General features: G+C 65.5%; 24 protein-coding genes. 16 read left to right on the top strand and 8 right to left on the bottom strand.

All coding sequences use genetic code 11. From position 1 onward, the window contains the following. Positions 1 to 248: 248 nt before the first annotated feature. Both mtaB and dapF read right to left on the bottom strand, forming a co-directional pair. Positions 249 to 1,523, bottom strand: a complete 1,275-nt coding sequence (gene mtaB, locus ACVWYP_RS06205) for a tRNA (N(6)-L-threonylcarbamoyladenosine(37)-C(2))-methylthiotransferase MtaB (RefSeq protein WP_304498114.1) — start codon at positions 1,521 to 1,523, stop codon at positions 249 to 251. An 18-nt stretch (positions 1,524 to 1,541) separates the two neighbouring features. Next, positions 1,542 to 2,429 carry a diaminopimelate epimerase gene (dapF, locus tag ACVWYP_RS06200; protein WP_304498113.1) on the bottom strand — a complete coding sequence of 296 codons (888 nt, stop codon included), beginning with the start codon at positions 2,427 to 2,429 and terminating at the stop codon, positions 1,542 to 1,544. A gap of 183 nt (positions 2,430 to 2,612) precedes the next feature. Between dapF and ACVWYP_RS06195 the strand changes: the two genes are divergently transcribed. Continuing rightward, on the top strand, positions 2,613 to 3,323 hold the full coding sequence (locus tag ACVWYP_RS06195) for a GyrI-like domain-containing protein (protein WP_304498112.1): 711 nt from the start codon (positions 2,613 to 2,615) through the stop codon (positions 3,321 to 3,323). Positions 3,324 to 3,328: 5 nt separating this feature from the next. Beyond that, on the top strand, positions 3,329 to 4,057 hold the full coding sequence (locus ACVWYP_RS06190) for an SIMPL domain-containing protein (RefSeq protein ID WP_304498111.1): 729 nt from the start codon (positions 3,329 to 3,331) through the stop codon (positions 4,055 to 4,057). 227 nt (positions 4,058 to 4,284) lie between these two features. Here ACVWYP_RS06190 and ACVWYP_RS06185 read toward each other — a convergent pair whose 3' ends face one another. Then, positions 4,285 to 5,349: an MBL fold metallo-hydrolase gene (locus tag ACVWYP_RS06185; protein ID WP_304498110.1), complete on the bottom strand. Its 1,065-nt coding sequence runs from the start codon at positions 5,347 to 5,349 to the stop codon at positions 4,285 to 4,287. A gap of 451 nt (positions 5,350 to 5,800) precedes the next feature. On the opposite strand from ACVWYP_RS06185, the gene ffh reads away from it, so the two are divergent. The 3 genes from ffh to rimM all read left to right on the top strand — a co-directional run bounded on the left by ffh (position 5,801) and on the right by rimM (position 8,419). Further along, positions 5,801 to 7,348, top strand: coding sequence for a signal recognition particle protein (gene ffh, locus ACVWYP_RS06180; protein WP_018269389.1), 1,548 nt, complete (start codon positions 5,801 to 5,803; stop codon positions 7,346 to 7,348). 85 nt (positions 7,349 to 7,433) lie between these two features. After that, complete coding sequence (rpsP, locus tag ACVWYP_RS06175) at positions 7,434 to 7,766, top strand: 30S ribosomal protein S16 (protein ID WP_028340838.1); 333 nt, start codon at positions 7,434 to 7,436, stop codon at positions 7,764 to 7,766. 131 nt (positions 7,767 to 7,897) lie between these two features. After that, positions 7,898 to 8,419, top strand: coding sequence for a ribosome maturation factor RimM (gene rimM / locus ACVWYP_RS06170; RefSeq protein ID WP_304498109.1), 522 nt, complete (start codon positions 7,898 to 7,900; stop codon positions 8,417 to 8,419). Between the two features lie 13 nt (positions 8,420 to 8,432). On the opposite strand, the gene gcvA is transcribed toward rimM, so the two are convergent. After that, complete coding sequence (gene gcvA / locus ACVWYP_RS06165; RefSeq protein WP_304498108.1) at positions 8,433 to 9,344, bottom strand: transcriptional regulator GcvA; 912 nt, start codon at positions 9,342 to 9,344, stop codon at positions 8,433 to 8,435. A 171-nt stretch (positions 9,345 to 9,515) separates the two neighbouring features. Here gcvA and ACVWYP_RS06160 point away from each other — a divergent pair, with 171 nt between their 5' ends. From ACVWYP_RS06160 to ACVWYP_RS06135, 6 genes are all read left to right on the top strand, one after another. After that, positions 9,516 to 10,715, top strand: a complete 1,200-nt coding sequence (locus tag ACVWYP_RS06160) for an MFS transporter (RefSeq protein ID WP_304498107.1) — start codon at positions 9,516 to 9,518, stop codon at positions 10,713 to 10,715. Between the two features lie 311 nt (positions 10,716 to 11,026). After that, positions 11,027 to 12,109: a quinone oxidoreductase family protein gene (locus ACVWYP_RS06155; RefSeq protein ID WP_304498106.1), complete on the top strand. Its 1,083-nt coding sequence runs from the start codon at positions 11,027 to 11,029 to the stop codon at positions 12,107 to 12,109. A 9-nt stretch (positions 12,110 to 12,118) separates the two neighbouring features. Beyond that, a complete protein-coding gene (gene trmD, locus ACVWYP_RS06150; RefSeq protein WP_304498105.1) occupies positions 12,119 to 12,880 on the top strand; it encodes a tRNA (guanosine(37)-N1)-methyltransferase TrmD in 762 nt (253 codons plus the stop codon). 109 nt (positions 12,881 to 12,989) lie between these two features. Beyond that, the gene (gene rplS / locus ACVWYP_RS06145; protein ID WP_018269387.1) at positions 12,990 to 13,370 is read left to right on the top strand and encodes a 50S ribosomal protein L19; all 381 of its coding nucleotides are present in this window, start codon (positions 12,990 to 12,992) and stop codon (positions 13,368 to 13,370) included. Between the two features lie 417 nt (positions 13,371 to 13,787). Next, complete coding sequence (gene leuC / locus ACVWYP_RS06140; protein ID WP_304498104.1) at positions 13,788 to 15,194, top strand: 3-isopropylmalate dehydratase large subunit; 1,407 nt, start codon at positions 13,788 to 13,790, stop codon at positions 15,192 to 15,194. Between the two features lie 110 nt (positions 15,195 to 15,304). Then, positions 15,305 to 15,514, top strand: coding sequence for a hypothetical protein (locus tag ACVWYP_RS06135; RefSeq protein WP_016847629.1), 210 nt, complete (start codon positions 15,305 to 15,307; stop codon positions 15,512 to 15,514). 269 nt (positions 15,515 to 15,783) lie between these two features. Here ACVWYP_RS06135 and ACVWYP_RS06130 read toward each other — a convergent pair whose 3' ends face one another. Continuing rightward, a complete protein-coding gene (locus ACVWYP_RS06130) occupies positions 15,784 to 16,338 on the bottom strand; it encodes a hypothetical protein (RefSeq protein ID WP_304498103.1) in 555 nt (184 codons plus the stop codon). A gap of 158 nt (positions 16,339 to 16,496) precedes the next feature. Here ACVWYP_RS06130 and ACVWYP_RS06125 point away from each other — a divergent pair, with 158 nt between their 5' ends. Continuing rightward, positions 16,497 to 16,790 (top strand): DUF1330 domain-containing protein, encoded by a 294-nt coding sequence (locus ACVWYP_RS06125; RefSeq protein ID WP_016847630.1) that lies wholly within the window; start codon positions 16,497 to 16,499, stop codon positions 16,788 to 16,790. Between the two features lie 75 nt (positions 16,791 to 16,865). On the opposite strand, the gene ACVWYP_RS06120 is transcribed toward ACVWYP_RS06125, so the two are convergent. Next, on the bottom strand, positions 16,866 to 17,204 hold the full coding sequence (locus ACVWYP_RS06120) for a hypothetical protein (protein WP_304498102.1): 339 nt from the start codon (positions 17,202 to 17,204) through the stop codon (positions 16,866 to 16,868). A 127-nt stretch (positions 17,205 to 17,331) separates the two neighbouring features. Next, positions 17,332 to 17,565: a hypothetical protein gene (locus ACVWYP_RS06115; protein ID WP_016847632.1), complete on the bottom strand. Its 234-nt coding sequence runs from the start codon at positions 17,563 to 17,565 to the stop codon at positions 17,332 to 17,334. 340 nt (positions 17,566 to 17,905) lie between these two features. On the opposite strand from ACVWYP_RS06115, the gene ACVWYP_RS06110 reads away from it, so the two are divergent. Beyond that, entirely contained in the window at positions 17,906 to 18,115 is a 210-nt protein-coding gene (locus ACVWYP_RS06110) for a hypothetical protein (protein ID WP_304498101.1), read from the top strand. Here ACVWYP_RS06110 and ACVWYP_RS06105 read toward each other — a convergent pair. Next, positions 18,112 to 18,438, bottom strand: a complete 327-nt coding sequence (locus ACVWYP_RS06105; protein ID WP_304498100.1) for a hypothetical protein — start codon at positions 18,436 to 18,438, stop codon at positions 18,112 to 18,114. The genes ACVWYP_RS06110 and ACVWYP_RS06105 overlap by 4 nt on opposite strands. A 115-nt stretch (positions 18,439 to 18,553) precedes the next feature. Here ACVWYP_RS06105 and ACVWYP_RS06100 point away from each other — a divergent pair, with 115 nt between their 5' ends. The 3 genes from ACVWYP_RS06100 (at position 18,554) to ACVWYP_RS06090 (ending at position 20,526) form a co-directional block, all read left to right on the top strand. After that, positions 18,554 to 18,952: a metallopeptidase family protein gene (locus ACVWYP_RS06100; protein WP_304498099.1), complete on the top strand. Its 399-nt coding sequence runs from the start codon at positions 18,554 to 18,556 to the stop codon at positions 18,950 to 18,952. 86 nt (positions 18,953 to 19,038) lie between these two features. Continuing rightward, the gene (leuD, locus tag ACVWYP_RS06095; protein WP_304498098.1) at positions 19,039 to 19,641 is read left to right on the top strand and encodes a 3-isopropylmalate dehydratase small subunit; all 603 of its coding nucleotides are present in this window, start codon (positions 19,039 to 19,041) and stop codon (positions 19,639 to 19,641) included. A 93-nt stretch (positions 19,642 to 19,734) separates the two neighbouring features. After that, a complete protein-coding gene (locus ACVWYP_RS06090; protein ID WP_304498097.1) occupies positions 19,735 to 20,526 on the top strand; it encodes a hypothetical protein in 792 nt (263 codons plus the stop codon). The last annotated feature ends 357 nt before the right edge of the window (positions 20,527 to 20,883 follow it).

The raw sequence follows: 20,883 nt of genomic DNA, 5'->3' as shown, positions 1-20,883 counted from the left end.
TGCACGATGCGCATGTAGAGATTCAACCTGTCGAATAGCTCGTATCATCACCTGCGAAATGCAGGTGATCCGCTGCTCCGGAGGCGCCATGCGCGGCTCCCCACATTCGTCGTCCTGGCGAAAGCCTGGACCCATCAACCACCGCATTCGGTGACCGTGCGAGATCGCGGCCCCAGCGTCGCGCAGCAATTGAGATCTGGGGTAATGGGTCCCGGCCTGCGCCGGGACGACAATGGGAGCGAACTTTCTCAGCGGCCCGATGCAATGAGCCGCGCACCGTCATGGCCGCGGATAGTCATCGCGCGCACCATGCCCGGCACTTCTCTCTCGATCGCGACCGGCAGGAAATGCTCGGTGCGGCCTTGCGTGCCGCTTTCGATCAGCACCTCGCGCGTCGCGCCGAGTTCTGCATCAAGCCGGCGCAGCAGCGCGGCTTCGCCTGCCGTGCGCAGCCGCCTGGCACGCTCCTTGATCGCGCCGCCCTCGACCTGCGGCATCCGCGCGGCCGGCGTGCCCGGACGGCGCGAGTAGGGAAACACGTGCAGGAAGGTGAGATCGCATTCCTCGACCAGATCGAGCGAGCGCGCAAACATCTCCTCGGTCTCGGTCGGGAAGCCCGCGATGATGTCGGCGCCGAGCGCGATGTCCGGCCGCAGCCGGCGGACCTGCGCGCAGAAATCGATCGCGTCCCGGCGTGAATGCCGGCGCTTCATCCGCTTCAGGATCATGTCGTCGCCGGACTGCAACGACAGATGCAGATGCGGCATCAGCCGCGCATCGTCGGCGATGACATCGAGCAAGTCGCGATCCGCCTCGATCGAATCGATCGACGAGATGCGCAGCCGCTTCAGCGCGGGCACATGGCGCAGGATCTGCCGGGTCAACTGGCCGAGTCTCGGCGCGCCCGGCAGGTCGGCGCCATAGCTCGTGAGATCGACGCCGGTCAGCACGATCTCGGCGTGGCCGCGCTCGACCAGCGCACGGACCTGATCGACCACCGCCCCCATCGGCACCGAGCGCGAATTGCCGCGGCCGTAGGGGATAATGCAGAAGGTGCAGCGATGATCGCAGCCGTTCTGCACCTGCACGAACACCCGAGGCAGGCCGCGCTCGAAGCCATCGAGCAGATGCGGCGCCATCTCGGTCACGGCCATGATGTCGGCGACCGCGACCTTTTCGCTCGCGTCGATGCCGAACGGCGCCTCGAATGCTGAACGTGTCGCGCGCCAGGCGTCGCTGCGCATCTTCTCGTCATTGCCGACGACGCGGTCGACCTCGGCCATCTCGGCGAACATCTGGCTTTGCGTCTGCGCCGCACAACCGGTGACGACGATGCGCGCATACGGGCGTTCGCGTTTCAATTTGCGGATCGACTGCCGGGCCTGCGCCACCGCCTCGTTGGTGACGGCGCAGCTGTTGATGACGATGGCATCAGTAAGCCCGGCCTGCTCCGCCTCGCGCCTGATCACCTCGGATTCGAATGAATTGAGGCGGCAGCCAAAGGTGACGACATCGACGCCCATAACCGATCTCACGCCCGATCAAGCAACGCTGGCGAACAGCGCCGGATCGAAGCGGCCCTCATACTCGAAATCGGCGGTGCCGGTCATCAGCACGTGATCGTCGCGCTCGCGCCATTCGATGCCGAGCTTGCCGCCGGGCAGCGTGATCTCGACGCTGCGATTGGCACGCTTCAGCCGCGCCGCCGCGACCGCCGTCGCGCAGGCCGCCGAGCCGCACGCTTTGGTGAGGCCGGCGCCGCGCTCCCAGGTGCGGATCGTGATGTGGTCGCGATCGACGATATGGGCCAGCGTGATGTTGGCGCGCTCCGGGAAGATCGGATGGTTTTCCAGCAGCGGCCCGAAACGCTCGAGGTCGTAGGCATTGACGTCATCGACCCAGAAGATCGCATGCGGATTGCCCATCGAGACCACCGAGGGCGAATGCAGCACCGGATTGTCGATCGGCCCGACCTGGAGCTCGATGTAGCGGGTGTCGCGAAATTCCTCAGCCAGCGGAATGTCCTGCCAGCCGAACTTCGGCGCGCCCATGTCGACGGTGTAGAGATCGGGCGCCGGCCCCTGCCAGCAATTGAGCAGGCCGGCGCGGGTCTGGAACGTCGCTGATGTCTGGCCGGTCTTCTCGAAGATCCGCCGCACCACGCAGCGCATGCCGTTGCCGCAGGCGCCCGCCTCGGAGCCGTCATTGTTGTAGATCGAGATGAACGCTTCGGTGCCGTCGAGCCGTGGCGGCTGCAGCACCATCAGCTGGTCATAGGGCACGCCGCCCGCCGGCGAAGCCACGGCGCGCGCCTCCGCCGCCGAGACCTGCGCCCGACCTTGTGCCTCTGAATCGCGCAGGTCGACGACGACGATCTCGTTGCCGATGCCGTTCATCTTGGCGAATGCGTGATTGGCGAGCGCGCTCATCGATTTTCCCAAATTCTGCCCGGTTATATGGCGAGTGATGGCCCGTTAGCCAGCCTGAATAGCCCCATGACACATCTGTCATGGGACGAATGCAGAACTTGCGTGTTAGGAATATCGCACCTCGCGGACCGCGCGCCGGGACAGATCGAGCGGCCGTTTGAGGAAGGGGATGGAGAATAACCAATGAACCGTATCAACACGCTCCGCGCGGCCCTGGTCGCGCTGCTGCCCTTGGCCGCGATCGCACTGGCAAGCCCGGCCCCTGCCCAGTCGCCGTCCGCCTCGCCCGCTCCCGCAGTGAGCCCAAGCCCGACCCCGGCGCCCGCACCATCGGCGACGCCGGTGCCCCCGCCGGCCGAGACCAAGTCGCCGGCCGACAGCCCGGCCGCAGCGCAGACCCCCGCGCCGGCGCCGGCCGCCCCGGTGCAGACCGCCGATCCCTTCGGCGAGCCGTTCACGCTGGAGCCGAAGAAGGTCGTGATGCTGAAAGGCACGGCCAATTGGGATTCCGCCTTCGACGCCTTGATCGAGGCGTTCAAGCAGCTCACCGCGCTGCTCGACAAGGACGGCGTCAAGGCAGCCGGCAATCCGATGATCGTCTACACCTCGACCGACGACACCGGCTTCACCTTCATCGCCGAGATCCCGGTCGATCAGGACGTCAAGAACCTCGGCAAGAACATGAGCATGGGCAATTCGCCTGACGGCAAGGCGCTGAAGTTCGTCCATCGCGGTTCCTACGACAACATGGACAACACCTATGAGGCGATCACCAATCACCTCGACGACAAGAAGCTCGAAGCCAAGGACACCTTTATCGAGGAATACATCACCGATCCGCTGAAGACCGCGGAGGACAAGCTTGTGATCAACGTCTACGTACCCTTGAAGTGAGCCAGATGACCCATCGCCTCTCCCTTGGCCTCCCCCTCGCCGCCACCCTGATCGCGACCACGCTGCTGGCTGCGCCCGTACTGGCCAATGACGACTTTCCGCCGGCGATTTCGGTCACCGGCGAGGCGACCGTGTCGGCGCCGCCCGACCAGGCGCAGCTCGACGCCGGCGTCACCACCGACGCCAAGACCGCACGCGAAGCCGCCGAAGCCAACAATGTGACGATGGGCAAGGTGCTGGCCGCGCTGAAGGGTGCCGGGATCGCGGAGAAGGACTTTCAGACCTCGCGGCTGTCGCTGCAGCCGCAATTCGCCAATCGTGGGCCGTCGTCGCCGAACGCCCCGCCCAGCATCGTCGGTTACCACGCGAGCAATCGCGTCACGATCAGGCTGCACGATGTGAGCAAGGTCGCCAGCGTCATCGACGCGCTGGTCGGCGCCGGCGCCAACGATATCGGCGGGCTCAATTTCTCGGTGTCGCAGGCCTCGAAGCTGCTCGACGACGCCCGCGAGAAGGCGATTGCCGACGCCCGCCGCAAGGCGGAGATCTACGCCAAGGCCGCCGGCGTCACGCTCGGCGCACCCGTGAATATCGCGGAGGTCGGCTCGGCGCCGGTACCGGTGTTCCGTCCCAAGATGGCCACGGCCGGCTTCGCCGCGCCGACGCCGGTGGCGCAAGGCGAGGAAACGCTGACGGTCAATGTCAGCGTCTCCTGGGCGATCAAGGAGAAGTAGTGCCGCAGGCGTAGCCCGGATGGAGCGTAGCGAAATCCGGGGCCAGCTTCTTCGCGGATAGTCTTTCCCGGATTTCGCTGCGCTTCATCCGGGCTACTCATTATTGTCGTCCCGGCGAAGGCCGGGACCCATAACCCCAAATATCGATTGTTGCGCGACGCTGGGGCCGCGCTTCCGTTCACAACCAGACTCGGTGGTAATGGGTCCCGGCCTTCGCCGGGACGACGCTAAATCTCGAACACCTGACCCGGCTTCAACACGGCGAATTTCTCGCGCGGCACGCTCGCTGCGTCGAGCGCTTCGCCAAGCGCGATCGCGGGCGCGTCGATTGCCTCGTCGGTCAGCTGGAATGTGCCGTGGTGATGCGCCAGCGCTTGCGCCGCGCCGCAATCAGCCAGCGCCTTCACCGCATCCTCCGGATTCATGTGCTGGTCGCGCATGAACCAGCGCGGCTCATAGGCGCCGATCGGCAGGATCGCGAGCCTGAGCGGGCCATGCGCCTCGGCCACCCGGCGGAAATGCCCCCCGTCGCCGTAGCCGGAATCGCCGACGATGTAGAGCTTGCCGACCGGCGTCTCCAAAACAAAACTCGCCCACAGCGCCTTGTTGCGATCGAACAGCCCGCGCGCCGACCAGTGCCGCGTCGGCACCAGCGTCGCGGCAAGGCCATTGCCGAGCTCGACGCGCTGATGCCAGTCGAACGCCTCGGCTTTGATCGCGGCATCGGATTCGCGCATCGTGACGTCGTTGCCGAGCGGCGTGATCACGCGAGGACCAAATGCCCCCGCAAGCTTCGACAGCGTCGCGACGTCGAGATGGTCGTAATGGCCGTGCGACACCAGCACCACATCGATCCTGGGCAGTTTCTCGAACGCGATGCCGGGATCGTTGTGCCGCTTCGGCCCGGCGAAGCCGAACGGCGAGGCACGCATCGACCAGACCGGATCGAACAGGATGTTGAGGCCCGCGGCCTGGATCAGCCAGCTGGCATGGCCGACGAAGCAGAGCCGCACCTTGTCGCCCTCGACGCGGGGCGGCGGCGTATCGGCATGGGCGCTTGGCGCCCATTCCGGCCAGATCGCGCGCTGCCGGCCGCCCCCGAACTGCCAGCGCAGCACCTCACCAAGCGATTTCGGCGGCGAGCCGTCCGGATCGAAGAAGTGCAGGCCGTCGAAATGATCGGAGACGGGGCCGTCGTAGGTTTTCATGTAGATCATCCAGATCGAGGGCACGCCGATTGCGGCGGCGGCTCCGGTCAAGGTTGCAAGAAGGCGGCGGCGGGTGATCAGCACGCGGGTTCCGGAATAGGAGGCAGGCTCCGGTTTATATGGGTGGCAGCGGCAAATTCGGAACTAAGACGGCAAATCGGCGTGATTTCAGTACCTTACTGTCCAAGCCGAGCGGATTTCAGCGAAACTTTCCTTGACTTTGCCTGCCCGGCAGCGTTTAACGCGGCCACTTTCTCGGAAAGCTCCGTCTTTTCGACCCGCCGACTGGTCCTGGAGGTCAGAGGCCAACGCCCGACAGCGCGATGCGCCCTCGGGCGCGAAAGTGTTTGGACCATCGTCTTGGCACGGTGCCCAGGCAAACTATCTGGTCATCACCCGCGAAAGCGGGTGATCCAGTATCCCAGAGGCACCTCGGATTGAACCGGGAGGCCGCGGCGTACTGGATACCCCGCTTTCGCGGGGTATGACGAGAAACGGGTGACCGCGCTCACGGGCGCAACGAAGGACAACGGCATTGTTCGACAATCTGTCGGAACGGCTTGGTGGCATTCTCGATCGTCTGACGGGGCGCGGTGCGCTGACCGAAAAGGACGTCGATGCCGCGATGCGCGAGGTGCGCCGCGCGCTGCTCGAGGCCGACGTCGCGCTCGAGGTGGTCCGCAGCTTCATCGACCGGGTCCGCGAGCAGGCGATCGGCGCCACCGTCGTCAAGTCGGTGACGCCGGGCCAGATGGTGGTGAAGATCGTCCATGACGAGCTCGTCGCCACGCTCGGTTCCGACGGCCAGACCATCGATATCAACTCCGTGCCGCCGGTGCCGATCATGATGGTCGGTCTGCAAGGCTCCGGTAAGACCACCACCACCGCGAAGCTCGCGCGCCGCATGGTCCAGCGCGACAAGCGCAAGGTGCTGATGGCTTCGCTCGACGTCTACCGTCCGGCGGCGATGGAGCAGCTCGCGGTGCTCGGCCGCGACCTCGACATTCCGACGCTGCCGATCGTCGCCGGCCAGATGCCACCGCAGATCGCAAGGCGCGCGCTAGAAGCCGGCAAGCTCGGCGGCTACGACGTCGTGCTGCTCGACACCGCCGGCCGCACCACGCTCGACGAAGACATGATGAAGGAGGCGGCCGAGATCAAAGCCGCCGCCAACCCGCACGAAGTGTTGCTGGTCGCGGATAGCCTCACCGGCCAGGACGCGGTCAACCTCGCGCGCTCGTTCGACGAGCGCGTCGGCCTCACTGGCATCGTGCTGACGCGCGTCGACGGCGACGGCCGCGGCGGCGCGGCGCTGTCGATGCGCGCCGTCACCGGCAAGCCGATCAAGCTGATCGGCACCGGCGAAAAGACCGACGCGCTGGAGGACTTCCATCCGAACCGCATCGCCGGCCGCATCCTCGGCATGGGCGACGTGGTCTCGCTGGTCGAGAAGGCCGCCGCCAATATCGACGCCGAGAAGGCCGCGCGCACCGCCGAGCGGATGCGCAAGGGTCAGTTCGACCTCAACGACATGCGCGAACAGCTGCAGCAGATGGCCAATATGGGCGGCATCGGCGGCCTGATGGGCATGATGCCCGGCATCTCCAAGATGAAGAACCAGATCGCGGCGGCCGGCATCGACGACAAGATCCTGAAGCGCCAGGTCGCGATCATCGATTCGATGACGCGGCAGGAGCGCAAGAACCCGGACATCCTGAAGGCGAGCCGCAAGAAGCGCATCGCGGCGGGCGCCGGCCAGAGCGTCGAGCACGTCAACAAGCTCTTGAAGATGCATCGGAACATGGCCGACATGATGAAGGCCATGGGAAGCGGCAAGCGCGGCCCGCTCGCCGGCATCGCACAGGCGATGGGATTCGGCGGCGGCATGAAGCCGCCCTCGGCCGAGGAGATGAAGGCGCTCGCCGAGAAGATGCAGGGCGGCGCCGGCGGCGGCCTGCCCAATCTGCCGAAGGATTTGCCGGCCGGCCTACGCGGCGGCCTGCCGAATGTGCCGGGCCTGACCGGCCTTTCCGGCAAGCCGATGCTGCCGGGCCTCGGTGGTTTCCCGGGCAAGAAGAAATGAGGAATTCGTCGCGACGGCTCACATGCGGCCGGCGCGACGCGGAATGCCAATCAATCGAACACATCGACCTTTGAAGGAGAACTGAATGTCCGTTGTTATCCGCCTCGCTCGCGCAGGCACCAAGAAGCGTCCGGTCTATCACGTCGTCGTCGCCGACTCGCGCTTCCCGCGCGATGGCCGCTTCATCGAGCGTCTCGGCCACTTCAACCCGCTGCTGCCGAAGGACAACGAGTCGCGCCTGAAGCTCGACATGGACAAGGTGAAGGCTTGGCTCGCCAAGGGCGCGCAGCCGTCGGATCGCGTGACCCGCTTCCTCGATGCCGCCGGCGTCGTGAAACGCACCGCGCGCAACAACCCCGAGAAGGCCGTGCCGCGCAAGGAGCGCAAGGCGCAGGCCGAAGCCGCCGCCAAGGCTTAAGGTACCAAGACGATGACCTCGGCCTCGTGCTTCGAGACGCACGGCATTCGCCGTGCTCCTCAGCACGAGGGTCTCTCACCTCATCCTGAGGAGCGGCGTCTTCGCCGCGTCTCGAAGGATGAGGCCCGCTGATGCCGTCCCTCGTCTGTGTCGCCCGAATCGGCGCTGCGCATGGTGTGCGCGGCGCCGTCAGGCTTTGGACCTTCACCGAAGACCCGCTGGCCGTGAAGGACTACGGCCCGCTGACGACCAAGGACGGCACGCGCCAGTTCGAGGTCACGCATGCGCGCGAGGCCAAGGACCATCTGGTGGTGACGCTGAAGGGCGTCGCCAGCCGCGATGATGCCGAACGGCTCAACGGCCTCGAGCTCTACGTTCCGCGCGACCGGCTGCCGGACACGGACGACGGCGAATACTACCACACCGATTTGATCGGGCTCGCCGCGGTGACGACGACGGAGCAGCCGCTCGGCAAGGTGATCGCGATCCATAATTTCGGCGCCGGCGACATCATCGAGATCGCCCCGCCGCAGGGCGCGACGATGCTGCTGCCGTTCACCAATGCCGTGGTGCCGACTGTCGACGTTGCCGGTGGCCGAGTCGTGATCGACCTACCGCGGGAAATCGACGGCGACGATCCGTCGGCGGCCTGATCAGATAAAATCTTCAGCCCGTCATCCGGCCCTGCTGCTCGAGCCAGTCGCAGAACACCGCGCTGTGCGGATCGTTGCTGCGGCCCGCCGGAAAATACGCGAAGTAGCTCCGCGCCGGCAGGCTAACATCCGGAAACGGCGTCACCAGACGCCCGGCCGCGAGATCGTCCGCGATCAGCGCGGTCGGTCCCATCGCAACGCCGAGCCCATCGAGCGCGGCCTGGATCGTCAGATAGAAGTGATCGAAGGTCAGCGCGGCCGCCGGCTCCAGCGCGGATTGCCCGGCCTCGGTGAGCCAGTCGCGCCACAGCCGCGGCATCGACGTGACATGCAGCAGCGTGTGCCTGGAGAGGTCCGCGATCTCATTGAGCGGCAGCTGCGCCAATAGCGACGGACTGCACACCGGCAATCTGCGCTCCGACACCAGGAAGCGCGACGAGAAGCCGTGGAAGGTGTCGGGGCCACCGCGGATCACGACGTCGAATGATTCAGACAACGCATCCACCGGATCGTTCGACGTGCTCAGGCGTACCTCGATATCCGGATGCTCGGCGCGAAACCGGCTCATCCGCGGTAATAGCCAGCGCAGGCTGAAGGTCGCGAGCGCATTGACGCGCAGCACCGCGACCGCTGCATCGCCGCGCCGCTCGCGATGCTGCTGCACGGCGGCGGAAATCCGGTCGAGCGCGGGCGCGAACTCCGCCAGCAATGCCGCGCCTGCCGGCGTCAGCACCACGCGCCGCACCGATCGCCGAAACAACGACGGCGCGCCCAGCCATTCCTCGAGCAGGCGGATCTGCTGACTGACCGCGCCATGGGTCACGCTGAGCTCGGCGGCGGCCTCCTTGAAGCTGCCTAGCCGTGCGGCCGCCTCGAAGGCGCGGACCGCATTGAGCGGCGGCAGGCTGCGGCGTGGGACGAACATGATCCCTCAATACAAGATTTTCTAACGCATGATCCGATTATTACTGATTTGTGACAACAGCCTTGGCGGCGCATACTGCCATGCAAGCCACTTACATGGCTTTCTTTTTTGAGGCCCCCTCCTGATGTTCGCCCGTCCCAACTTTAGATTTTCTTGCACCGGAGGGCGGCAATGAGCGTATCGGCTGAAACCGGCGCGACGCGGCCCGACCGTGCCCGGTCAACCCGCACCCTGACCGTGACCGGGCTCAACCACGCCCTCCACGACGGCTACACCGACGTCATCTACGTGCTGCTGCCGGTCTGGCAGGCCGAATTCGCGCTGAGCTACGGCCTGCTGGCGCTGCTGCGCGGGCTCTATGCCGGCGCCATGGCCGGGCTGCAGATTCCAGTCGGACGCATCGCGGAGCGGATCGACGGCAAGGTCATCCTGATCGCGGGCACGGCGCTGTCGGCGCTCGGCTACGCGTTTGCTGGATTCTCCGGCGGTGTCATTGGCCTTGGCCTCGCACTCGCGCTCTCGGGCGCGGGGTCGAGCACGCAGCATCCGATCGCTTCCGCGGCGGTGTCGCGTGCCTATGGCACGGCGGCGCGCGGGCCGCTCGGCATCTACAATTTCTCGGGCGATCTCGGCAAGGCGGCGATCCCGGCCCTGACCTCGATCCTGCTGGTGATCATGTCGTGGCGGCACACGCTGCTCGTGCTCGCTCTTGCAGGCCTGCTCGTCGCGGTCTGCATCGCGCTCTGGATGCCGTCGGTCGGCAAGGGCGCCGAGCACAAGGCGGCATCAGCATCGCGCGGCGCCAGCACAGGCCGCGGCTTTCACTGGCTGCTCGCGATCGGAATTCTCGACACCGCGGTCAGGATGGGCTTCCTCACCTTCCTGCCGTTCCTGCTGCGCGACAAGGGCGCCTCGCTGCCGACCAACGGCCTCGCGCTGGCGCTGGTCTTCATCGGCGGCGCCGCGGGAAAATTCACCTGCGGCTGGCTCGGCGCGCGGGTCGGCACGCTGCGCACCGTGCTGATCACCGAAGGCGGCACGGCGGCGCTGATCGTCGCGGTGCTGGCGCTGCCGCTCGCACCGGCCATCGTGCTGCTGCCGCTGCTCGGCGTGATGCTCAACGGCACGTCATCGGTGCTCTATGGCACGGTGCCCGAGCTCACCCCCGCGCATCAGACCGAGCGCGCCTTCGCGCTGTTCTATACCGGAACGATCGGATCGGGCGCGATCGCGCCGGTGCTCTACGGCCTGCTTGGCGACGCGCTCGGTCCGACGCTCGCCACAGCTGCGACCGCGCTCACGGCGCTGGCGATCTGTCCGCTTGCAGTGGCGCTCGCGCGGCATCTCGCCGACGATCCGAAGGCGGCGTGACGCATAGTTATTTGCCGAATTCCGTAGCCCGGATGAAGCGCAGCGAAATCCGGGACCGCTCTCACCGCGGATAGCCCGCTCCCGGATTTCGCTATGCTCCATCCGGGCTACATGTCCTCACTTCTCCTTCCCCTTTGGGGGAAGGTCGGGATGGCGGTCCAGCCGCGGGCGATGCTGCCAGCGGACAGAGCTGATCCCCACCCGCTTTGCTCTCGCGAGCAAAGCGACCTCCTCTTTTCAAGGGGAGGTTGGAGCGGATTGCGCTTCGCTCCATCCGGGCTACTTAAGCGATGGTGTCACGGAGCATCCCAATGACAAGCACGCACAAGGCCTGGCGGCTGCACGCCCACAATGATCTCCGCTTCGAGGATGTCGCGACGCCGAGGCCCGCGCCCGATGGCGTCGTGGTGCGGATCGAGGCCGGAATGGTGCTGTCCTATACCAACAAGCTTCTGTCCGGCGCGCTTCCCTACAGCCTGCCGCCGATGCCGTTCGTGCCGGGCACCAATGCGATCGCACGCGTCGTCGCCGTGGGCGACAACGTCACGCATGTGCAAAGCGGCGACCGCGTGTTCCTCAGCCCGCATCTGCGCGGCGACGTGCCGGATCGCGATCCGCCGCAGATCCTGATCGGCCTTACCGCGACGGTGACGACGCCGGAAGCGCTCGCCTTGCAGACGCGCTGGCGCGACGGCGTGTTCGCGGAGATCGCGCACTGGCCGGCCGCCTGCGTCACGCCGCTTGCCAATCTCGACGACAAGCCGGCCACCGAATTGATCGGGCTCGCAAAACTGATCGTGCCGTTCGGCGGATTGCAGCGCTCCGGCCTGTGCGGCGGCCAGACCATCATCGTCAACGGCGCGACCGGCTATTTCGGTTCGGGCGGCGTGATGCTCGCGGTCGCGATGGGCGCGGGCCGCGTCGTTGCGGTCGGACGCAGAGAGGCCGCGCTCGAGCAATTGCGCGATGCGTTCGGCCCACGCGTCATTCCCGCCGTCGTCACCGGCGATGCCGCAGCCGACCTTGCGGTCATTCGCCGCGCCGCCGGCGGCAGCGCCGATGTCGCGCTCGATCTGCTCGGCGCCGCCAAGAGCACATCGACCACGCTGTCCTCTCTGCGCGCGCTCAGGCGTGGCGGCCGGATGGTGCTGATGGGCAGCGCCGAGGTGCCGCTCGAGCTCTCGTTTCGCGAGATGCTGGCCAATGATTGGGAGGTGGTCGGGCAGTTCATGTACGACCGCACGGCACCGGGCCAGCTCGCCGGCCTCGCCGCCGAAGGCCTGCTGGACCTGCGCCAGATCAACGTCGCGACTTTCAAGCTCGCCGACTTCCGCCGCGCGGTGGATGCCGCCGCGATGATGCAGAGCCTCGACCTCACGGCCGTGGTGCCGTAACCAGAGGCCATGACATCGCAAGAGACCCCAGCCCAGGCGACACCATGGCGCGCCACCGTGCTGACCCTATTCCCGGACATGTTTCCGGGGCCGCTCGGCGTGAGCCTCGCCGGCAAGGCGCTGGCTGGCGGACTCTGGGCGCTGGAGGCGCGCGACATCCGGGCCTCGGCCACCGACAAGCACCGCAGCGTCGACGACACGCCGGCCGGCGGCGGTCCGGGCATGGTGCTGCGGGCCGATGTGCTGGCGGCGGCGATCGACGCCGCCGATATCGCGCCTGACCGTCCGCGCCTGCTGATGAGCCCGCGAGGTCGGCCATTGACCCAGACCCAGGTCGCGGAGCTGGCGGCCGGGCCCGGCCCCCTGATCGTCTGCGGCCGCTTCGAGGGCATCGACCAGCGGGTGATCGAGGCGCGGGGCCTCGAGGAGGTCTCGATCGGCGACTATGTGCTGTCCGGCGGCGAAATCGCCGCGATGGCCCTGATCGACGCCTGCGTCCGCCTGCTGCCGGGGGTGATGGGCAAGCAGGCCTCGGGAACCGAGGAAAGCTTTTCCGAAGGACTACTGGAATACCCCCAATACACCCGCCCGCAGGAGTTCGAGGGCAAGCCAATCCCGGAAATCCTGATTTCCGGCGATCACGCCAAGGTCGCGGCCTGGCGGCTGGCCCAGTCCGAGGCCCTGACGGCGGCCCGGCGGCCCGATCTCTGGGCCCGCAAGGCCGGCCAAAAAGCCGCTCGGCGAGGGACAAAAAACAAGACAGACGGGTGACAAACCCTGCGCTTTGCCTTATACGGGCGGCCAAATCCGCACCCGCGCAGGATAGATGGACGTTTGCGCAGCCCGCGAAAGGCTGGGCGCGCCGCCGATGGAGATTTCAATGAACCTTATTCAGCAGCTCGAAAAAGAGCAGTTCGACAAGCTCGCCGCCACCAAGGATATCCCGGAATTCGGACCCGGCGACACCGTCATCGTCAACGTGAAGGTGGTTGAAGGCGAACGTACCCGCGTGCAGGCCTATGAGGGCGTTTGCATCGGTCGTTCCGGCCAGGGCCTCAACGAGAGCTTCACCGTGCGCAAGATCTCCTACGGCGAAGGCGTCGAGCGCGTCTTCCCGGTGATGTCGCCGATGATCGACTCGATCAAGGTCGTGCGCCGCGGCAAGGTTCGTCGCGCCAAGCTCTATTACCTGCGCAACCTGCGCGGCAAGTCGGCCCGCATCGTTGAGAAGCAGGACCGTCAGACCGCCGTCGGCGAGTAATTTTTCCCTCGTAGCGTTTTCGAGCGAAGTGGGGACCGGTTCGCGTCAAGAAAACGCGTCAAACGACAACCGGATGTGACCGAAAGCGCGGGGCCTGCCCCGCGCTTTTTTGTTGCGGCATACCTATCTGACGTACAGGCCCGCGCATGGATCGATTGTCGCGGGCGCGAGCCCTGTGTTAGAAATTTAGAATGGTTCCGGATCAAGCAAGCCAGCGCTGTCCAAGTCAGACCTGCAAGCGCGTCGTGATCGACGATCGCTCGCGGCTGCCCGGCCGCTTCTTCGGGCGCTTTGCGACGTCGGCCACGTCAGAGCTTAGACGCGCAGCGTAACGCTGCCTGGACGCTTTCGCCTGTCCGCGCGCCTAAGACGCGCTCATGCCATTCCACCACTGAATTTCTTCTGGAGCTGAAGCTCATGTCCAAACCGACAACGCTGTACGACAAGATCTGGAACGACCATCTGGTCCACGAGGCCGACGACGGCACCTGCCTGCTCTATATCGATCGCCATTTGGTGCACGAGGTGACCTCGCCGCAGGCGTTCGAAGGGCTGCGCGCCGCCGGCCGCAAGGTGCACGCGCCCGAGAAGACACTCGCCGTCGTCGACCACAACATCCCGACCACCGACCGCTCGAAGCCGAACCCCGATCCTGAAAGCATCGAGCAGATGCGGGTGATGGCGGAGAACGCCAAGGAATTCGGCATCGAGTATTACAACGAGTTCGACAAGCGCCAGGGCATCGTTCACGTCATCGGCCCGGAGCAGGGTTTTACGCTGCCCGGCACCACCATCGTCTGCGGTGACAGCCACACCTCGACGCATGGCGCGTTCGGCGCGCTCGCGCACGGCATCGGCACCTCCGAAGTCGAGCACGTGCTGGCGACGCAGACGCTGATCCAGAAGAAGGCCAAGAACATGCGCGCGATCGTCGACGGCAAATTGCCCGAAGGCGTGACCGGCAAGGACATCATCCTGGCGATCATCGGCGAGATCGGCACCGCCGGCGGCACCGGCTACGTGCTGGAATATGCCGGCGAGGCGATCCGTGCGCTCTCGATGGAAGGCCGCATGACGGTCTGCAACATGTCGATCGAAGGCGGCGCGCGCGCCGGCCTGGTTGCGCCCGACCAGAAGGCGTTCGACTTCCTGCGCGGCCGCCCGAAGGCCCCGAAGGGCGCCGCCTGGGACGCCGCGATGCGCTACTGGGAGACGCTGTGCTCCGACGAGGGCGCGCATTTCGACCACGAAATCCGGCTCGATGCGGCCAAGCTGCCGCCGATCGTCACCTGGGGCACGAGCCCTGAGGACGTCATCTCGGTGACCGGCTTCGTGCCCGATCCCGACAAGATCGCCGATGAGGCCAAGCGCATCTCCAAGCATCGCGCGCTGAAATATATGGGCCTGACCGCCGGCACGAAGATCACCGACATCAAGCTCGACCGCGTCTTCATCGGCTCCTGCACCAACGGCCGCATCGAGGACCTGCGCGCCGCTGCGAAGATCGCCGAGGGCAAGACCGTCAACGCCAACGTCAACGCGATGATCGTGCCGGGCTCGGGCATCGTGAAGGAGCAGGCGGAAGCCGAAGGCCTCGACAAGATCTTCATTGCGGCCGGCTTCGACTGGCGCGAGCCGGGCTGCTCGATGTGCCTTGCGATGAACCCGGACAAGCTGAAGCCGGAAGAGCGCTGCGCCTCGACCTCGAACCGCAACTTCGAGGGCCGCCAGGGCTTCAAGGGCCGCACCCATCTGGTCTCGCCCGCGATGGCCGCGGCCGCTGCGATCGCCGGACACTTCGTCGACGTCCGCGACTGGCGGTAAGGCAAGCGCGGGTTTCGTCTCAAGCTCGAGTCGTTTCGGAAACGGCTCGTTAACGGGGCGCACGCACACTGCCTCCTTGCGAAAACGAGCCTTCGCAAGGAGCGCGTGCCGTGGCCGATAAACCCGAATTCGTCGACATGATCAGTGACGCGACGCGCCAGAAGCGCCGTCGTGCAGTAGCGCGCATCATCGATCCGCTTCCCGAGGTGAAGGAAACCTCGCGCCTCAGCCACTGGCCGCCGGAGCGCTGGACGCAATGGCGGATGGAAAACCTGACGCCGTGGAAGATAAAATCCTGGAAGCTGAAGAACTGGGACTAACGCGTGATGAGATTGGGTTGAATCGGCTTGCCGCGACTTCGGTCCACCTCTCCCCGACGGGGAGAGGTCGGATTGCGAAGCAATCCGGGTGAGGGCTCTACTCCCTCGATAGACCGTAACCCCTCACCCGATTTGCTACGCAAATCGACCTCTCCCAAGGGAGAGGTGAAGCTTCGATGCCGCTCCAGCTCAACCTCATCTCATCACGGCTTCGGCCGCAGAAGCGTGAGAGAACGGGCGCCGTGAGGCGCCCGCTGTCATTTCAGCCGTTACCAATAGACCCGGTACGGCCGCCAGTAGTGGCGGTGGTGCCACCACGGCCGGCAGATCCGGCGCGGTCCGTAATAGGTCCAGACCACCCGGCAACGGCGGTGATGATAGTAGGCGGGGTAATAGTAGGACGATCCGTAGAAGAAGCGCCGGTGATGGAAGTGCCGGCGATAATAGGGCCGATAGCCGTAGCGGTAACCGCCGCCATAGAAGCGGTGATAACCGCCATAATGGCGATAGAAGCCGCCATGGCGATAGCCGCCATGGAATGCCGGTGCGGCGCGGAAGCCGCCACCATGGAAGCCGCGGAACCCACCGCCGTGAAACCCGCCGCCGCGGAAGCCGCCACCATGACCTCCGCCGCCGTGGCCACCGCCGTGCCGGACCTGGGTCGTCATGGCATCGGCCGCAGATTTTGCTGCGGGCGCGGCGCCCGGGCTCACCAGCGACAGCGCTTCGGCGCGCTGCTGCGAGGCGACCGACAATGCGAAGACCGCGGCCGCCGCAACGCCGAGACGGCGCACCAATCCGCGCCGCAAATAGCTCTCCCTCATCTCTGAACCTCCCTGACAACGGCAACGAGCACCACGCTGCATGGCAGCCGGCTTCATTGCGTTCATTGCAGTCGCTCCCGGCATGACGCTAGAAACCGCTGACTGAATGCGCCATGAACGCGCAAAACGCTGCCACGAAACGTCCGGGAGAAACGTCAGTGACTGTCTATGTGATCGTGCAACTCAAGATGACCGATCGCGCCGCCTATGATCGGTATCAGGCGCGCTTCTTCGACGTGTTCAGGAAGTTCAACGGACGCCTGCTGTCGGCCGACGAACAGCCCGCGGTGCTCGAGGGCAGCTGGGATCGCGACAAGCTGGTGCTGATGTCGTTCCCTGATGAAGCCGCATTCCGCGCCTGGTCGGAGTCGCCCGAATATGTCGAGATCTCCAGGGATCGCAAGGCGGGTGCGCAGGGCATTGTGCTGCTGGCGAAGGGCTTCGCGCCCTGAGGCGGACGGAGCAGCTCCGATCGGAGCTGCTCTCTCGTTGCAGCGCTGATGTCGCGCCCAGCGCGACGGCGCGCATCACCAGAACGGGCCGAACCCGAAGCCGAAGGTGAATGGCGCCGGCGCGGCATATGGGTACGGCCGATAGTAATAGGGCCGCCCGTAATAATAGGAGCCGTACGGCCGATAATAGGAATAGGGCCGGTAGTACGGCCGGTAATAGGGACGGTAGCCGTAGTGATAGTGGCGACGATGGTAATGGTGATGATGGCGCTGCGCGCTGATATCCGTTGCCTTGCCTGCTTGCCGCTGCGGTGCCGCGGCCTGCGGCTTGGCTGATGCCGCGGCGGTTGCCGATGCCGGCGCTGTCAACGCGAATGCACAAGCGACAGCCGCAACACCGATCCATCTCATCATGATCAACTCCTGCAGATTGCGATTGATATCATCTCGCGTGGGCGAATCTGCCGGTTTGATGGCTGAGAACGACAACAGGCCCGCTGCTCACGGGCCTGTGTCTCATCTGCGCTGATACGCCGCGCGATCAACGGCGCCAGTGGCGACGATGCCCCCAGCCGCGGTGATGTCCGCGATGCCAGCCACGATGCCAGCCGCGCCCGCCCCAGCGTACCTGCGTGGTCGTCTGGTTCGCGTTGTCCTGAACCGTTGCGGCTGTACCCGGCGTGGCGAGCGACATCGCGCTTGCACGCTCGGCCGGCGCCGCCAACACCAACACGGCACCGACGGCCGCCAGTCCCAGAACCTTCATCGCCTTCATGAATTGTCTCCTTGATCCCTCTAAGTCACGTCTTGCAACGAACGATCAGATCTTGCTTTGACGCGTTTTCTTCACGCGAGCCGACGTCCATCCCGCATCACGTGCGGGACAGGCTCCGCTGGAAAACGCTTGAGCTTTCGAATCGACCCCCGTTGCCGCGACGCAGATCGCAAGCAGAATGCGGACGACGTGAATGGGAAGTGAATAACTGCGCCACGATCATGAATGCTGCGAGCGCGCTTCAGGTTCCGACACAGCCGCAGGATTTTTCGTGTCGATGCGTAAATCCGGCATAGACTATGGTCGCATGTTGTGAGGTGCCTCTCGCAGGACATCGCCAATGGCACAACAAAGCCCGCGCAAATGGTTGGCGCTCGGCGGTTCCATCATTTCAATCGATGTCGCGCTCGCCTCGCAAGGACCGGGCGGCGCCATGGGCACTGCAAGCCATCTCACGCAATTGCTGATGGCGGTCGCGGTCTATGGATCGATGGGAGTGATCGCGGCTGTTGCGATGATCGGCGCGACGCGCCGACATACGCGCAACTAGCCCGGCCGCCAGAAGCAGTTCATGCGCGGCGTGATCACGGTACCGCTCGGCCGGTGCTCCTGCACATAAGTCGCGGTGCAGTCGCGGACGGCGTTCGGACCGGGATTGTAGCGCGGGATGACATCGGGTTCCCAATGATCGGGCCGGGACCGGTAGATCGGCACACGCTTCAGCCGGCGGCGCTCGACGACGCGCTCGCGCACGACCGGTGCCGCCTCGCCGACGCGCGCCTCAGCTGCCGCGCTCTGTGCCTGCGCCTCCGTCGCCGGGAGCGAGAGCCCGACTGCTACAGCCAACGACGCTGCTGCCACGATCCTTTTCATTACGCCCACCCAAGCTCGATTCTTGAGCCCCATTCGTGGGCGGCACGGTCTCCCATTGCGCCGCCAAGGTCAACTGCGCTGGCGCCGCCGACAGCACTCGCGCTAAAGGAGTGTCATGTGGACCACAGAAAAAGCCCCCTCGCTCGCCGAGATGGAGGCCATGGCGCACGACGTCTTCGAGCGCCTGCCCAAGACGTTCCGGGCCCTCTGCGAGGGCCTGATCATCCGCGTCGATGATTTCCCGACCGATGAGGTGCTCGACGAGATGCAGGCCGAGAGCGAGTTCGACCTGCTCGGCCTGTTTCAGGGCATCGGCCTGCCGCAGCAGAGCCATGGCGACGTGGCCCGGCTGCCCAACCTGGTCTGGCTGTACCGCCGGCCGATCCTGGATTACTGGGCGGAGCACGACGAGACCCTCGGCCACATCGTCCGCCACGTGCTGATCCATGAGATCGGGCACCATTTCGGCCTCTCCGACGCCGATATGGAGGCGATTGAGGCCGATGCGGGCTAGCCCTGCAGAAATGGCCCTTTTACCGCTGTCACATTCGCGATAAACATCCGGCCGATATCCGCTATTTTTGCCCGGGAAGAGCACCGATGGACAAGTTCACCACGCTGGAAGGCGTCGCGGCGCCGCTGAAGATCATCAATGTCGACACCGACATGATCATTCCGAAGCAGTACCTCAAGACCATCAAGCGCACCGGCCTTGGCAAGGGGCTTTTCTCCGAGCAGCGCTACAAGGATGACGGCAGCGAGAACCCCGATTTCGTCCTCAACCAGCCCGCCTATCGCAACGCGAAGGTGCTGGTCGCCGGCGACAATTTCGGCTGCGGCTCGAGCCGCGAGCACGCACCCTGGGCGTTGCTCGATTTCGGCATCCGCTGCGTGATCTCGACCTCGTTCGGCGACATCTTCTACAACAACTGCTTCAAGAACGGCATCCTGCCGATCCGCGTGTCGCAGGAGGACCTCGACAAGCTGTTCGACGACGCCGAGCGCGGCGCCAACGCGACGCTGACCATCGACCTCCCCAACCAGGAGATCCGCGGTCCCGACGGCGGCAAGGTCAAGTTCGAGATCGACCCGTTCCGCAAGCACTGCCTGATCAACGGCCTCGACGACATCGGCCTGACGATGGAGAAAAAGGCGTCGATCGACAGCTACGAGACCAGGCTCAAGGAACGCGCCTGGGCTTGAGGCTCAGCGCATCATCGTGCCCCGGTGCCGTCAGGCGCCGGGGCTTTTCTTTGCCGAATTCGCTCGCCGCAAACCCGCTGATAGCTGACGCGCATGCTGCCTGACATCGTCACCTTCTGGCACGGCTCGATGGACGCGCTGCGCCAGACCTGCCTGCGCTCGCAGGTGGCGGCGGGGCACAAGGTCACCGTCTACAGCTTTGATCCGATTCCCGGCCTGCCCGACGGTATCGGCAATGCCGAAGCCGAAGCCGTACTGCCGCATTCGTTCGCGGAGAAGCTGCGCCCGGCGGAGCCCGACGGCTCGTGGCGCGACTGGACCATGCTGCAGTTCAGCGACTTCTTCCGCATGCGGCTGATGGCGCAGCGCGCCGGCCTCTGGCTCGACGCAGACGTGCTGCTGCTGAAGGGTGTCGAGCTCGATCCGGCAAAGCCCTATTTTGCCTGGGAGCGGCCGCGGCAGCTCGGCAACTCCGTGCTGTATCTGCCGCAAGATGATCCCATCGTGCGCGCGTTCGAGGCGCTGATGCAGCAGGACGAGTTGATCCCGGACTGGCTGGCGCTGCGTCACCGCCTGACCTTTGCGATGCGCCGGCTGCGCGGCAAATCCAGCCGCCTCGCCGACGTCCGCGTCGCGATCTACGGCCCGGCGGCGCTCACCGCGCTGGCGCGTCGCGCTGGCGAATTGCAGCACGCGCTGCCGAAGCGATCATTCTACGCCGTGCACGCCGAGCCGAGACTGTTCTTCGAACCGTCGGATTTTTCGCGCTACCTGAACGATCCCGGGATCATCGGCCTGCACATCTCGCCGAAGGGGCGCGGCAAGGAGGCGCCGATCCCCGGCAGCCTCTACGCGTGGGCGGCGGATAGGTTTGGCGCGCGATAATCACCCTCCCCTGGAGGGGCGCACCGCCAAAATATCGAAAACAACCCCATGCAAAGTAGCCGGCGACTGCCGGCGCTCGACATGGCAGCTTGACTCGTCGGGCAAATCAGCGGTACTCTTCTATTATTCAGAAATCATGCGACCGCCCCGCGGCTATGGCATATCATGGGCGTCGGAGAGGTTTGGCAGCTGATACAGGCGCGGTCTTACCCTCTCCCCTTGTGGCAGAGGATGCGCTCGCGAAGCGAGCGCGGGTGAGGGGTTTCTCTCCGCACGGATAAATCTCGCTAGCGGAGACAACCCCTCATCCGGCGCTTCGCGCCACCTTCTCCCACAGGGGGAGAAGGGAAGACGCTT

The sequence above is a fragment of the Bradyrhizobium sp. USDA 3262 genome (assembly GCF_054060035.1).
The sequence above is the reverse complement of the archived record's forward strand: the minus strand, read 5'-3'. Positions and strand labels throughout refer to the sequence as shown.

Coding starts and splice junctions, on each gene's coding strand:
- mtaB (WP_304498114.1), bottom strand. CDS start 1,523: ATGGGCGTCGATGTCGTCACCTTTGGCTGCCGCCTCAATTCATTCGAA.
- dapF (WP_304498113.1), bottom strand. CDS start 2,429: ATGAGCGCGCTCGCCAATCACGCATTCGCCAAGATGAACGGCATCGGC.
- ACVWYP_RS06195 (WP_304498112.1), top strand. CDS start 2,613: ATGAACCGTATCAACACGCTCCGCGCGGCCCTGGTCGCGCTGCTGCCC.
- ACVWYP_RS06190 (WP_304498111.1), top strand. CDS start 3,329: ATGACCCATCGCCTCTCCCTTGGCCTCCCCCTCGCCGCCACCCTGATC.
- rpsP (WP_028340838.1), top strand. CDS start 7,434: ATGTCCGTTGTTATCCGCCTCGCTCGCGCAGGCACCAAGAAGCGTCCG.
- rimM (WP_304498109.1), top strand. CDS start 7,898: ATGCCGTCCCTCGTCTGTGTCGCCCGAATCGGCGCTGCGCATGGTGTG.
- gcvA (WP_304498108.1), bottom strand. CDS start 9,344: ATGTTCGTCCCACGCCGCAGCCTGCCGCCGCTCAATGCGGTCCGCGCC.
- ACVWYP_RS06160 (WP_304498107.1), top strand. CDS start 9,516: ATGAGCGTATCGGCTGAAACCGGCGCGACGCGGCCCGACCGTGCCCGG.
- ACVWYP_RS06155 (WP_304498106.1), top strand. CDS start 11,027: ATGACAAGCACGCACAAGGCCTGGCGGCTGCACGCCCACAATGATCTC.
- trmD (WP_304498105.1), top strand. CDS start 12,119: ATGACATCGCAAGAGACCCCAGCCCAGGCGACACCATGGCGCGCCACC.
- rplS (WP_018269387.1), top strand. CDS start 12,990: ATGAACCTTATTCAGCAGCTCGAAAAAGAGCAGTTCGACAAGCTCGCC.
- leuC (WP_304498104.1), top strand. CDS start 13,788: ATGTCCAAACCGACAACGCTGTACGACAAGATCTGGAACGACCATCTG.
- ACVWYP_RS06130 (WP_304498103.1), bottom strand. CDS start 16,338: ATGAGGGAGAGCTATTTGCGGCGCGGATTGGTGCGCCGTCTCGGCGTT.
- ACVWYP_RS06120 (WP_304498102.1), bottom strand. CDS start 17,204: ATGATGAGATGGATCGGTGTTGCGGCTGTCGCTTGTGCATTCGCGTTG.
- ACVWYP_RS06115 (WP_016847632.1), bottom strand. CDS start 17,565: ATGAAGGCGATGAAGGTTCTGGGACTGGCGGCCGTCGGTGCCGTGTTG.
- ACVWYP_RS06110 (WP_304498101.1), top strand. CDS start 17,906: ATGGCACAACAAAGCCCGCGCAAATGGTTGGCGCTCGGCGGTTCCATC.
- ACVWYP_RS06105 (WP_304498100.1), bottom strand. CDS start 18,438: ATGAAAAGGATCGTGGCAGCAGCGTCGTTGGCTGTAGCAGTCGGGCTC.
- ACVWYP_RS06100 (WP_304498099.1), top strand. CDS start 18,554: ATGTGGACCACAGAAAAAGCCCCCTCGCTCGCCGAGATGGAGGCCATG.
- leuD (WP_304498098.1), top strand. CDS start 19,039: ATGGACAAGTTCACCACGCTGGAAGGCGTCGCGGCGCCGCTGAAGATC.
- ACVWYP_RS06090 (WP_304498097.1), top strand. CDS start 19,735: ATGCTGCCTGACATCGTCACCTTCTGGCACGGCTCGATGGACGCGCTG.